Annotated in this window: 10 protein-coding genes and 2 pseudogenes; 4 read left to right on the forward strand and 8 right to left on the reverse strand. The window is 68.6% G+C overall.

Annotation, left to right across the window (positions count from 1 at the left end; translation table 11 throughout):
* The first annotated feature begins 136 nt into the window (after positions 1-136).
* Entirely contained in the window at positions 137-1,147 is a 1,011-nt protein-coding gene (locus tag VJT49_RS10890; protein WP_324164630.1) for a LacI family DNA-binding transcriptional regulator, read from the forward strand.
* A gap of 1 nt (position 1,148) precedes the next feature.
* Here the strand turns inward: VJT49_RS10890 and VJT49_RS10895 are convergent, their stop codons facing one another.
* A complete protein-coding gene (locus tag VJT49_RS10895) occupies positions 1,149-2,192 on the reverse strand; it encodes a glycoside hydrolase family 76 protein (protein ID WP_324164631.1) in 1,044 nt (347 codons plus the stop codon).
* Positions 2,193-2,257: 65 nt separating this feature from the next.
* Here VJT49_RS10895 and VJT49_RS10900 point away from each other — a divergent pair.
* Positions 2,258-3,227 (forward strand): annotated as a pseudogene (locus tag VJT49_RS10900) (molybdopterin-dependent oxidoreductase); the annotation flags it as partial.
* Positions 3,228-3,296: 69 nt separating this feature from the next.
* Here the strand turns inward: VJT49_RS10900 and VJT49_RS10905 are convergent.
* On the reverse strand, positions 3,297-4,019 hold the full coding sequence (locus VJT49_RS10905) for a helix-turn-helix transcriptional regulator (RefSeq protein ID WP_324164655.1): 723 nt from the start codon (positions 4,017-4,019) through the stop codon (positions 3,297-3,299).
* Between the two features lie 627 nt (positions 4,020-4,646).
* On the opposite strand from VJT49_RS10905, the gene VJT49_RS10910 reads away from it, so the two are divergent.
* Positions 4,647-4,865: a helix-turn-helix domain-containing protein gene (locus VJT49_RS10910; RefSeq protein ID WP_324164632.1), complete on the forward strand. Its 219-nt coding sequence runs from the start codon at positions 4,647-4,649 to the stop codon at positions 4,863-4,865.
* 224 nt (positions 4,866-5,089) lie between these two features.
* Positions 5,090-6,306 (forward strand): annotated as a pseudogene (locus tag VJT49_RS10915) (molybdopterin dinucleotide binding domain-containing protein); the annotation flags it as partial.
* A gap of 44 nt (positions 6,307-6,350) precedes the next feature.
* Here VJT49_RS10915 and VJT49_RS10920 read toward each other — a convergent pair.
* The 6 genes from VJT49_RS10920 to clpB all read right to left on the reverse strand — a co-directional run bounded on the left by VJT49_RS10920 (position 6,351) and on the right by clpB (position 12,367).
* Complete coding sequence (locus VJT49_RS10920) at positions 6,351-7,004, reverse strand: TrmH family RNA methyltransferase (RefSeq protein ID WP_324164656.1); 654 nt, start codon at positions 7,002-7,004, stop codon at positions 6,351-6,353.
* Positions 7,005-7,021: 17 nt separating this feature from the next.
* Positions 7,022-7,405, reverse strand: coding sequence for a DUF2784 domain-containing protein (locus VJT49_RS10925; RefSeq protein ID WP_324164657.1), 384 nt, complete (start codon positions 7,403-7,405; stop codon positions 7,022-7,024).
* A 122-nt stretch (positions 7,406-7,527) separates the two neighbouring features.
* The gene (gene pyrE / locus VJT49_RS10930) at positions 7,528-8,097 is read right to left on the reverse strand and encodes an orotate phosphoribosyltransferase (RefSeq protein ID WP_324164633.1); all 570 of its coding nucleotides are present in this window, start codon (positions 8,095-8,097) and stop codon (positions 7,528-7,530) included.
* Positions 8,098-8,162: 65 nt separating this feature from the next.
* Positions 8,163-8,927 (reverse strand): SDR family oxidoreductase, encoded by a 765-nt coding sequence (locus VJT49_RS10935; protein ID WP_324164634.1) that lies wholly within the window; start codon positions 8,925-8,927, stop codon positions 8,163-8,165.
* Positions 8,924-9,631, reverse strand: a complete 708-nt coding sequence (locus VJT49_RS10940) for a hypothetical protein (RefSeq protein ID WP_324164635.1) — start codon at positions 9,629-9,631, stop codon at positions 8,924-8,926. The genes VJT49_RS10935 and VJT49_RS10940 overlap by 4 nt, the downstream gene beginning before the upstream one ends.
* A gap of 144 nt (positions 9,632-9,775) precedes the next feature.
* Entirely contained in the window at positions 9,776-12,367 is a 2,592-nt protein-coding gene (clpB, locus tag VJT49_RS10945; protein ID WP_324164636.1) for an ATP-dependent chaperone ClpB, read from the reverse strand.
* Positions 12,368-12,438: the final 71 nt, after the last annotated feature.

The raw sequence follows: 12,438 nt of genomic DNA on the forward strand, positions 1-12,438 counted from the left end.
CGCCGCGGCAGGCCGGACCGCGATGTCGCATTACCTACCTCCCCGTCGAGGTTGGACCTTTGCCCATCCGGACGCTAGGACGCTCTATGCTCAACGGCAAGCGTTTGCGCAAACGCTTGCCAGACCTGGAGGTGGCATGCCGAAATCGTCGAGACCGACCCAGCGCGACATCGCGGGGCTGGCCGGAGTCTCCATCACGACGGTCTCGCACGTGGTCAACGGGACGCGGCAGGTCGCGCCGGAGACCCGCGCCGCGGTGCTCCGGGCCATCGAGACCATGGGCTACACCGGCGACGCCATCGCGCGATCGCTGGTGACCGGCGGCACGCGGTCGATCGGGGTGGCGATTTCGTTGCTGGCGAACCCATACTTCGCCGCGCTCATGCAAGCCATCGAGCGCGAAGCGGCTTCGGCCGGCTACACGGTGTTGCTGGCCGACACGCACGACGCGATCGCAACCGAGCAGGACACCGTACGCGCGCTTCGATCCCGACGCGTGGACGGGATACTCCTGACGCCCTCTCCGGGCGACGGCGCGGTGATCGGTGAACTCGTCTCGCTCGGCGTGCCCACGGTGTTGCTCGACCGGCTGACCACGAGGACCGACGTCGATCAGGTCGGCGTGGAGAACATCCAGTCGACCTCCGCGTTGACCGAGCATCTGGCTTCACTCGGGCACCGCCGCATCGGCCTGGTCAGCGGCGCCGCCGGGCTGAGCACCAGTGAAGAACGGACACTCGGCTACCGGCTCGGGCTTGGCCGCGGCGGTCTGCCCTGGAACGCGCACCTGGTCGCCTCCGGACATTCGACCCGGGACGGTGGCGCGGCGGCCGTGCGAACCTTGCTGAGCGCGCCCGAACCGCCGACCGCGCTGGTGGTGGCCAATGACGCGATGATGGTCGGGGTCCTGCACGAGATCCGGGCACACGGCCTGCGCATCGGCCGTGACCTCGCCATCGTCGGCTACGACGACTGCGAATGGTCCGACCTCGTGGAGCCCCCGCTGACCACGATGGCCCAGCCCATCGAGGAGATCGGCCGCGGCGCCGTGCGGCTCCTGCTGGCTCGCATCTCCGAGCCGGACCGCCCGCCGACGACCCTGCGCCTTCCTCCCCATCTCATGCATCGCGCCTCGTGCGGCTGCTGAGTCACTCGAGGGTGGCGGCGGCTTCGAGCAGGAGCCAGGCGCCGACCTGGACGGAGAGATCGCGAGCGGGACAGCCGATCGAGTCGGTCGGAAGGGGGTCCGGGGGCTTGCCCCCAGCGGGGGTCTGGGGGTTGTACTCCCAGGCGGGCAAAGTCCAATCGGGACTGAACAGCGGTCCGCCGGGCGCGTCGGACGCCCCGCTGAAGCACGCCTCGGCTGAGGTGAGCACGAGAGCCCGCGCGGCGTCGGCTTCGGTGCCGCGCGGCAGGCGGGTGGCCGACAGGGCCAGGTAGCGTGCGAGGATTCCGGCGAACAGGCCGCCGTCGCCGCCGCCCTGACCCCGCAGTACACCGCCAGGCGCGCAGTGCGCGGCCACGGCCCGCACCGTACGGGCTGCCGAGTCCATTTCGGACAATTCGAGGCAGGCGCCGAGGAAGACGCCCTGGCAGTAGGTGTAGACCACCTTCACCAACTCGTGCCTGCCGGTGTGCAGGCCATCCCACACCAGCCCGGTGTCCGGGTCGACGAGCGTGGTTTCCATCCAGCCGAGCAACTCGCGGGCCCGCGCGACCTCGCCTGCCCGCGCGTGCAGGATCGCGGCCGGGCCGTTGGACGGCGCGTTCTTGAAATCGTCGCCCTTCCGCCACCAGATCCCGCCACCGCAGTCGGGTGTCCAGGCCGAGCGCAGTTCGCTGAGGATGACCGCGAGTGGCGCGCTCGACGGGATGCGCTGGACGGCGAGACCGAGCCACGCCATGTCGTCGTAGTACTCGTTGGACCACCGGCCGAAGTTTCGCAGCCAGATCGAGTGCACGAACCGCCTGATCGTCGCGGCCCGCGCCGGCTCGGGTGCCCGTGCCTGGGCGTCGATCAGGCAGTCCAGCAGGTGTGCCTGCCACCAGTAGTTCCAGTGCCAGTGCAGCCGTTGGTCCGGCGTCGGCGGCCAGCCGCTGCGGCCCAGAACGGTGCCCGGCAGCCCCCAGACCCGGCGGAGATGCCGGGTGAGGATGGCCCGTTCCGCCGCTGCGGCCCAATCGCGGTACATGGGTCCATGATGAATTCGCTTTCGACATACCGCTCGGTAGGTTCACTATCCAGGATATGGCGCCGATGATTTCCCCGCCCGTCTCCCGCCGGCACCCTCAACGGAACCGTTCCGCGGTGCTGACCTGCCCACCGTGCGAAGCGACCTGTGGTCCGGGCGTCACGCTCGATGGCCGGCAGGTCGTGAGCGTGCGAGGGGACGCCGATGACGTCCTCTCCCGCGGCTATATCTGCCCCAAGGGCGCCTCATTCGGCGCCCTGCACCACAACCCCGACCGGCTCCGCACCCCGCTGATCAAGCCGAGCGGCGAGTTCGTGCCGGTGTCCTGGGACGAGGCGTTCGCCGAGATCGACGCGCGGCTGTGCCCGCTGATCGAGGAGCACGGCCGGGACGCGGTGGCCGGGTACGCGGGCAACCCCAGCGTCCACAATCTGGCCCGCACTCTACGGCCGCGCGTTCTACAAGGCTCCGGGCACCAAGAACCTCTACACCGCGAGCAGCGTCGACCAGATGCCGAAGCACTTCTCGTCGGGCTACCTGTTCGGCGACCCGCTCTCCATCCCGGTGCCGGACGTCGACCGCACGCGGCACCTGGTCATCCTCGGCGCGAACCCGTTGGTGTCCAACGGAAGCCTGATGACCGCGCCCGACATGCGTGGCCGGCTGCGTGCGATCCGGCAGCGCGGCGGCAAGGTCGTCGTCGTGGATCCGGTGCGGACCCGCGCCGCGCAGGTCGCCGACGAGTATCACCCGATCCGTCCCGGCACGGACGCCCTGTTGCTGTTCGCGCTGGTCAACGTGCTGTTCGCCGAGGATCGCGTGACGCTGGACCGGCTCGCCGAGTACGTCACCGGCGTCGAGCGGGTCCGGGAACTGGCCGCCGAGTTCACGCCCGAAGCCGTCGCCCCGGTCACCGGCATCGCCGCTGCGGAGATCCGGCGGCTGGCGCTCGAGCTCGCGGACGCCCCCGGTGCCGCCGTCCACGGCCGGATCGGCACCACCACCCAGGCGTTCGGCACGATCACCAGCTGGCTCGGTATCAGTCTTTCACAAACAACCAAGGCAAGCGTTTGCCCAGGTCAACTAGGGTAAGCGTCGAACGGGCTACCGCGCCAGGACCGGCGCGAGTTCACGGAGCATGTACGCACCACACCAGCGGCTCTCCGTGTCCTTCGGGTTGACTGCCTCCTTGGCCATAGCCCGAGCGAGACGCTTGGGGTTCGGAGCTATGGAGGGGTCTCGCGCTACCTGCTTAGCCCCCTCCCAGTCAAGCTGAAGCATCCGAGACACGACGGACGCCAGGCACAGCTCACGCACCTTTTCGTCGTTCTCCAGGACCGTCACCACAAGATCAGCGTTCTCTCGTCCGGGTAGCTTCGCGACGACTGATAGAGCGTTGGTGCGGAGCGTGCTTGTCTTGCCGTCAACCATCCAACGACGTAGGTTCTTTGCTGCGCCGTTGTCAGCGCGGGCAGCCAGGCTTACGTCCGTCCAGTGCGCCGACGCCTTGTCGGTGAGCGGGGAGGGGTCTCCCGCTGCGATGCTCGCGGCCAGTTCACCGATGGCCTTCGGCCCTCGGACAGCATGCAACCTCGGGTGTTTGATCTCCTTACGCCACATATCCTCACCTTCCGCAACGACCGGTCCGCCCAGCGCTGTTTCGTAGGCCGTCAGCACTTCGGGTGTGACCGGTTTCCTCCCAGTCTCTATGAACCCTAGGTAGGGCTTCGAAAAGTAGGTCAGTGATGCCATATGGGACAGGGATACCCCAGCACTCTCGCGGGCATGCCTGAGCACGGCTCCGGGATCACTGTCAGGTTGGACCATTTCCCCGGTTCGGCTCACCTGATCTCCAGTTGGTAGACGACGGTAGACGCTTTGGTCAGGGTAAACCACTCTCCAGCGCGATAGATGTAAAGCGTGGTCGCTTCGTTTTGCCTCCCTCCTCCGGTCCCGAGGCCGGAGTGGTCACCATGACGCCAAAGGGGTGACGCGTTGTCCGACACGGAGCGTCCTGCCGAGCATGAGAGGTTGGGTGGTGTCGGACCGGGCGACGGCGTGTACATCCTCGTTCGCTTCAAGGCCGGCGTTGTCGGCAACCGTGATCGTGGCGCTCATCTGGTGTGGGTTGCGGCTGGTGTGAGGTACGGCGACGTCCTGAAGGCGCTGTGCCGTACGCCGCTTCCGGTTGCCGACTGTGAGCTGTTGGAACACCCCAGGGGCCAACTGTGTGAGGGGTGTATCGCTGCTCAGGCGAAGATTGAAGCGGCGGAACTTCGGGCAGCGGGAGAGCGGAAAACCCGGCCGTCGTCAAAAAGCCCGGACCGGTCGGACGTAGAAAGCACGTAGGTCCGTCTAGCCGGTCCGTGTGCCCCGGTTGTTTCGGATTCCTCCCCGCTCCATCCGGCAACCGGGGCACTTCCCACTTCTGCCAATTGAGTAAGGAGGACATCATTGCGGTATTTCGCAGACATCGGGTCGCGCGCTCGAATAATCGGATCGACCCGAAAGCTTCTAGGGGCTGATCTCCGGAAGAGGTATGAGAAGGGCACGAGTGTACGGGCTCTGGCTAACAGTATAGGGCGGTCGTACGGCTTCACGAACCGCCTTCTGAAAGAAGCAGGAACGACCATGCGGAAGCGTGGTGGGGTGAGGATAAGGAGAAGGTCGTGACCCGACTCGACCCCCAGCTGGGAAAACGGCGGTGGCCGGCCGAATCTTCGGTGTCCGGTATTTCCAGGCGTTCGAACCGATCTCTCGAACTGTTGAGGAAAGGCCGCCGTTGCCGCGGCGGAAGCGGCGAAAGGCCAAGGACTGAAAGGCCGGAGGGTACCTGTCCCAGCCCAGAAAAACGGAAAACCCCGCCAGGCTAGCAGGTTTGGGAAACCCTGATGTACAGCTGGCTGGTCGACCTGCTCAACGTGCTCACCGGCAATTTCGACCGCCCCGGCGGCGCGATGTTCCCGCTCGCCGCGGCCGGTCAGGCCAACAGCTCGGGTGGCAAGCGCAAACCGTTCACCAGCGGCCGATGGCGGAGCCGGGTGCGGGGACTCCCCGAGGTGTTCAGCGAGCTGCCGGTCGCCACGCTCGCCGACGAGATCCTCACCCCCGGCGGCGTGCGTGCCCTCGTCACCGTCGGCGGCAACCCGTGCCTGAGCACTCCGAACTCGGGACGGCTCGCGGAGGCCCTGGCACAGTTGGACTTCGTCGTCTCGCTGGACGTCTACCTCAACGAAACCACCAGGCATGCCGACGTGATCCTGCCTGGCCCGAGCCCGTTGGAACGGCCTCACTACGACGTCATGCCGTACCAGCTCGCGGTGCGCGACGTGGCCAACTGGACCCCGGCGGCGTTGCCCACCGACCTGCCCCAGGAGTGGGAGACGATGCTGCGACTGACCAACATCGTCACCGGCCAGGGGCCGAACCCGGACATCGCCGCGCTGGACGACGTCGTCGCCGGGCAGATCGCGCGGCGCGCGGGCCTGGATCCCGCGGTGGCCGAGGGGCGGCCCGGTCCGGAGCGCCTGCTCGACCTGATGTTGCGAGCCGGTCCGTACGACCTCACACTCGCGGATCTGGAGGCGGCCCCGCACGGGGTCGACCTCGGCCCGCTCCAGCCCCGGATCCCGGAGATCCTGAACACGGCGAGCGGAAAGATCGAACTCGCGCCGGAGCCGATCGCCGTGGACGTGCCCCGGCTGGCCGCCGAACTCACCCGTCCCGTCGATGGCATGGTGCTCATCGGCAGGCGGCACCCGAGTTCGAACAACTCGTGGATGCACAACGTGGAACCGCTGGTGCGCGGGCGGAACCGGTGCACCGTCCAGGTCCATCCCGACGACGCCCGACGGCTCGGCCTCACGGCGGGCTCGCCGCGGTGACTTCGAAGGCCGGGAAGATCGAGGTGCCGGTCGAGGTGACCGACGAGATCCGCCCCGGTGTGGTGAGCATTCCGCACGGTTGGGGACACGGGCTGGCGGGCATCCGGACGCGGGTCGCCGCGGCGCACGCGGGCGTGAACGCCAATCTGGTCGCGGACGAGACCGCGCTCGATGCCCTCTCCGGCACGGCGGTGCTGAACGGTCTCCCGGTGCAGGTCTCCGCCGTCTGACTACTTGCGGACACGGGCCTTCGGCACTTCCTGCCACGCCTGTCCTACCACGCCTGGGCAAGGTCGGCGTGCTGGCGGATCCAGCTGTGCATCACGATGCCGGCGGCCACGCCGGCGTTGATCGAGCGGGTCGTGCCGAACTGCGCGATGGAGACGACGAGCGACGCCGCGGCCTGAGCGTCCGCGGACAGGCCGGGGCCTTCCTGGCCGAACAGCAGCACGCACTCCCGGGGCAGCGCCGTCATTTCCACCGGCCGCGCTCCGGGCGTGTTGTCCACGGCCACGATCACGAGGTCGTGCGCGGCCGCGAACTCCGCGAGGGAGGCGACGTCGGGGTGGTGCTCCACGTGCTGGTAGCGGTCGGTGACCATGGCGCCTCGCCGGTTCCAGCGGCGGCGACCGACGATGTGCACGGCCGCGGCCGCGAACGCGTTCGCGGTGCGGACGACGGTGCCGATGTTGTGGTCGTGCTGGAAGTTCTCGATGGCCACGTGGAACGGATGCCGCCGCTTGTCGACGTCGGCGACGATGGCGTCACGACGCCAGTACCGGTAGGCGTCGACGACGTTCCGGCGGTCGCCACCGGCCAGCAGTTCGGGGTCGTAGCGTTCGTCCCCGGGCCATTCACCGGCCCACGGGCCGACCCCGACCTCACCGGCGCTGGTCCATTCCGTCGGCCCTGGTGCCTGTTCGGACAACACCAGGGAATTCTCGCTCAGGCCTGGCGGGCCCAGTGGGCCGGTGCGCTCTCGCGGTGCCGCCAGCGGTGGTAGGTGCCCACATACGAGAAGATCACGATGAGCAGCGCGGTCACCCCGACCACCGGCAGCATCGAGCGTGGGAACACCGTGCCGTAGAGGTAGTACGCGTTGAACCCGCCCGGCAGCGGTCCAAGGCCCTGCAGGCTACGGAAGTAGTCCTCGAGCGCGGTCAGCGGGCAGGGGATCGGGAAGACGTTGACCAGAATTCCCCAGAGCGCGAAGAAGACGTGGACGAAAATGCTCCTGGGCCAGCGCCACGCGAGGAACCCGCCCAATCCGATGTACAGCAAGGCGAGAACGTGCACCCCAACGGTGACATCCGCGAGCAATCTCGCGATCGACACCAGCACCGCCCCCTTTCACAGCGCCTTCACAACCGAAGGTACCCCTCCTTTCCTGAGAACCAGCGACAAAAAGACAAGGAGACGATAAGAGGACCCGTTCCGCGAAGTGTTCTTGATCACTGCCGGGACAGGCCGAGGTCATCCAGGTCGAGCAGGTACCGGTACTCCAGGCCCTCCTTCTGGATCGCCTCCCGCGCGCCGGTGTCGCGGTCGACCACCGTGGCCACGCCGACGACCGTCGCGCCCGCCTCGTGCAGCGCCTCCACCGCGGTGAGCACGCTGCCCCCGGTGGTCGAGGTGTCTTCCACGGCGAGCACGCGTTGCCCGGCCACCTCCATGCCCTCGATCCGGCGTTGCAGGCCGTGCTGCTTGGCGCTCTTGCGCACCACGAACGCGTCGAGGACCACGCCGTCCCCCGCGGCGGAGTGCAGCATCGCGGTGGCGACCGGGTCGGCGCCCAGGGTGAGGCCGCCCACGGCGACATAGCTCCAGTCGGAGGTGAGCTGGCGGAGCAGCTTGCCGATCAACGGTGCGGCCGCGTGATGCAGGGTGGCCCGGCGCAGGTCGATGTAGTAGTCGGCTTCGCTGCCCGAGGACAAGGTCACCTTGCCGTGCACCACCGAGAGCTCGGAGACGAGCCTGGCCAGTTCGAGTTTCGCTGCTTGATCCAACCCCGGTTTCGACACGGCCAGAGTCTTACACACAGCACCGACGGATTCGCGCCCAGCGGCGCGACCCTACCCCGGTGGGGTCAGGTGTGGCCACGCCCCGCGACCGCACCGCTGATGCGGCGCAGCAGCCTGCGTGGCAGCAAACCGCCGATCGTCACCACGGTCTTGTACAACGGGCTCGGAATCGAAATGACCTTGCCACGGCGTAGATCCGTGAGCGCGTCGGCGACCACCCGGTCGGGGTTGAGCCAGAACATCCTGGGGCCCGGCTTGGGCAGCCCGGCGCGCTCGTGGAACTCGGTGTGCGTGAAACCGGGGCAGAGCGCCATCATCCGCACGCCGGGTGGCAGCGCGGCGGCGATCCCTTCCGTGAACGAGGTGACCCAGTTCTTGCTCGCGGTGTACGTCGAGCCGCGGCCGGAGAAGAACCCGGCGACACTGGACACGTTGATCACGTCGCCGTGCCCGTTTTCGATCATGCCCGGCAGGGCCGCCCGGGTCAGCCGCAGCACGGCGGTGACGTTCACGTCGAGCTGGCGCTGCAACTCCTCCATAGGCACGGTCCAGAACTCGCCGGACAGGCCCAGGCCCGCGTTGTTCACCAGCAGATCCACCGGGGCATCGGCGAGACGTGCTTCCACGACCGCACGCTCCTCCGGATTGGCGAGGTCGGCAGGCAGGATCGTGGCGGTGATGTGCTCCCGGTGCGCGAGTTCGGCGCCCAGCGCCTCCAGTCGAGGCTTGTCGCGAGCCACGAGGACGAGGTTGTAGCCCTCGGTCGCCAGCCTGCGCGCGAAAGCGGCGCCGAGACCCGCACTGGCGCCGGTGATCAGCGCGGTGGTCATTGCGCCGGCTTCCCCTCTTCCTGGTCCTCGCGCTGCTCCTCGGGGGCGTCGGCCGGTTCCTCCTCCTGGCCGACGAAGGGATCCACGATGTCGGCGATCTCACCGAGATCGCGGAGCAGCCTTTCCAGCCGGGACGGGCCCGCCTGCGGGGCGGCGCTGCCCAGCACCCACTCGTTCTCCAGCCAGGCCACACCGACGTCCCCGCCGAGCGCGTCCGCGGCGTCCACCAGCTCCTGTGTGATCACCTTCCGGGCGCCTTCCGGGTCGTTGGCGAAGGCGTAGCGCTGGCCGACCGGGCCGAGCAACTCGGGCATGCCGGCACGCTGGAACGGCACGCTCGCCAGCCACAGTTCGACCAGCACCGGCTGGACCCGGTTGCAGCGCACGGCGACCACCACCGCCGGGATCTGCCCGTCGGCCTCGATGTCGAACACGAACACCGGGCGGCGGCCGTCGGAGGTGAAGGTCGACCCGGCGACGACGTTGACCGCCGTCTGCGCGCCGAAGTACCCGATCGCGCCCGCGGTCCACTGCTTGGCCAGCCGGTCGTCCTCCTCGGCGAACCGCCAGCCGCGCAGGTCCGCCCAGCGCATCCGCTCGCGGTTGCGGGAGCCTTCTCTGGTCCGGTCGGCGGCGAGCAGCACCAACCCTGCCACCAGTGCGACGGCGGCGACGACAAACCAGACCCACGCTGGAATACCCACGAAGACCAGGGTATCGCCCCGGCCTGCCGGACCAAGATCAGCGGCCCGTGTCGCCCCCACCCGTTCGAGTGCTGTGGCTACCGCCCGACGTGACGTTCGGCCGATACCGCACCAAACGTCACGTCGAGCCCCTTCCCGGTTTTCCTATACCCGGGTGATCGTCAGCGTGTCGCCCGTTTCGAACTCGGGGACGTCGACCCGCACGGTGTCGCCGTCCCGGATCTCGCCGGCCAGCAGCCCGCGCGCGAGGTGGTCGCCGATCGCCGACTGAACGAGCCGCCGTAGCGGGCGGGCACCGTAGATCGGGTCGAACCCGTTGAGCGCGAGCCACTCACGCGCACCGTCGGTCACCTCCAGGGTCAGCCTGCGCTGTTGCAGCCGTTGGGCCAGCCTGGCCACCTGGATGTCCACGATGGACGTCAGTTGCTCGGTGCCCAGCGAGTGGAACACGACGATGTCGTCCAGGCGGTTCAGGAACTCCGGCTTGAAGCTCTGCTGCACCACCGACAGCACCGCGTCCCGCCGCTGCCGCTCGTCGAGCGAGGCGTCCGCGATGGCCTGCGAACCGAGGTTCGAGGTGAGCACCAGGATGGTGTTGCGGAAGTCGACCGTGCGGCCCTGGCCGTCTGTCAGCCTGCCGTCGTCGAGCACCTGCAGCAGCACGTCGAACACGTCCGGGTGGGCCTTCTCCACCTCGTCCAGCAGCACCACCGAGTACGGGCGCCGCCGCACCGCCTCGGTCAGCTGGCCGCCCTGGTCGTAGCCGACGTACCCGGGCGGAGCACCGACGAGCCGGGCCACCGAGTGCTTCTCCGAGTACTCGCTCATGTCGATCCGGGTCATCGCCCGCTCGTCGTCGAACAGGAACTCCGCGAGCGCCTTGGCCAGCTCGGTCTTGCCGACGCCGGTCGGGCCGAGGAACAGGAACGAGCCGGTGGGCCGGTCCGGGTCGGCGACCCCGGCCCTGCTGCGGCGCACCGCGTCCGACACCGCGGTCACGGCCTCGGCCTGGCCGACCACCCGCCTGCCGAGCTCCTCTTCCATCCGCAGCAGCTTGCCGGTCTCGCCCTCCAGCAGCCGGCCGGCGGGAATCCCGGTCCACGCGCTCACCACGTCGGCCACGTCGTCGGCGCCGACCTCTTCCTTCAGCATGACGTCCGCGCGGGTCTCCGTGCTCTGCTGAGCGGCTTCGAGTTCCTTCTCCAGCGCGGGGATCTTGCCGTAGCGCAGCTCGGCGGCCCTGCCGAGGTCGGCGTCGCGCTCGGCCCGGTCGGCCTCACCGCGCAGCTGCTCCAACTGCTCCTTGAGGTCACGGACCTTTTCGATCGAGCCCTTCTCGTTCTGCCAACGCGTGGTCAGCGCCGACAGCTCCTCACGCTTCTCGGCCAGTTCGGCGCGCAGCGCGGCCAGCCGTTCCAGCGAGACGGCGTCCTCCTCCTTGGCCAACGCCATCTCTTCGATCTCCAGCCGCCGCACGGCTCGCTCCACCTCGTCGATTTCGACGGGCCTCGAGTCGATCTCCATGCGCAGCCGGGACGCGGCCTCGTCGACCAGGTCGATCGCCTTGTCCGGCAGGAATCGTGCGGTGATGTAGCGGTCGGACAGGGTCGCGGCGGCCACCAGCGCGGCATCGGTGATCCGGACACCGTGGTGGACTTCGTACCGTTCCTTGAGCCCGCGCAGGATGCCGACGGTGTCCTCCACCGACGGCTCGCCGACCAGCACCTGCTGGAACCGGCGCTCCAGCGCGGCGTCCTTCTCGATGTGCTGGCGGTACTCGTCCAGCGTCGTCGCGCCGACCATTCGTAGTTCACCGCGGGCCAGCATGGGCTTGATCATGTTGCCGGCGTCCATCGCACCCTCGCCGGTCGCCCCGGCGCCGACGATGGTGTGCAGCTCGTCGATGAAGGTGATGACCTGTCCCGCGGACTCGGTGATCTCCTTGAGCACGGCCTTGAGCCGCTCCTCGAACTCACCGCGGTACTTCGCGCCCGCCACCATCGAGCCGAGGTCGAGCGCCACGACCCGCTTGCCGCGCAACGATTCCGGCACGTCACCGGCGACGATGCGCTGTGCCAGCCCTTCGACGATGGCCGTCTTGCCGACGCCGGGCTCGCCGATCAGGACCGGGTTGTTCTTGGTGCGGCGCGACAGCACCTGCACCACCCGGCGGATTTCGGCGTCACGTCCGATCACCGGGTCCAGCTCGCCCTTGCGCGCACGGTCGGTCAGGTCGACGCCGTACTTCTCAAGCGCCTTGAAGGTGCCCTCGGGATCCGGGCTGGTGATGCGGGCGGAGCCACGCACCTTGACGAACGCCTCGCGAAGCGCTTCCGCGGTGGCGCCGTGGCGTTTGAGCAGATCGGCCACGTTTCCGCCCTCGGCGGCGAGCCCGACCAGAAGATGCTCGGTGGAGACGTATTCGTCGCCCATCTCCGTCGCGAGCTTCTGGGCGTGGCTCAGCGACTTGACGGCGTGGGTGTCGAACTGGGGGGTGGACACGGTGGCGCCGGTCGCCGAGGGGAGCGCGTTGATCAACGGCTCCAGTTCCTTGTGCACCTGCCCAGGATCGGCGCCGACCGCGGTCAGCAGCGGACCCGCGATGCCGTCACTCTGCGCCAGCAGCGCGCCCAGCAGATGCGCCGAAGCGATGCTCGGGTTGCCCGCCACGGTCGCCGCCTGCGCCGCCGACGAGATCGCCTGCTGGGTCTTCGTCGTCGGGTTGAAAGCGTCCATCCCACACTCCTGTTTCGAGTCCCGCTACCTGACAGCCTCCCCATCGGCCGTCGACAACTACAACGTCAGGA

It is taken from the genome of Amycolatopsis sp., from assembly GCF_035276945.1.
Classification (GTDB): Bacteria; Actinomycetota; Actinomycetes; order Mycobacteriales; family Pseudonocardiaceae; genus Amycolatopsis_E.

Excerpts from the sequence above, each read along its gene's own strand:
- VJT49_RS10890 (WP_324164630.1), top strand. The coding sequence starts at position 137 with ATGCCGAAATCGTCGAGACCGACCCAGCGCGACATCGCGGGGCTGGCC.
- VJT49_RS10895 (WP_324164631.1), bottom strand. The coding sequence starts at position 2,192 with ATGTACCGCGATTGGGCCGCAGCGGCGGAACGGGCCATCCTCACCCGG.
- VJT49_RS10905 (WP_324164655.1), bottom strand. The coding sequence starts at position 4,019 with ATGGTCCAACCTGACAGTGATCCCGGAGCCGTGCTCAGGCATGCCCGC.
- VJT49_RS10935 (WP_324164634.1), bottom strand. The coding sequence starts at position 8,927 with ATGACCACCGCGCTGATCACCGGCGCCAGTGCGGGTCTCGGCGCCGCT.
- clpB (WP_324164636.1), bottom strand. The coding sequence starts at position 12,367 with ATGGACGCTTTCAACCCGACGACGAAGACCCAGCAGGCGATCTCGTCG.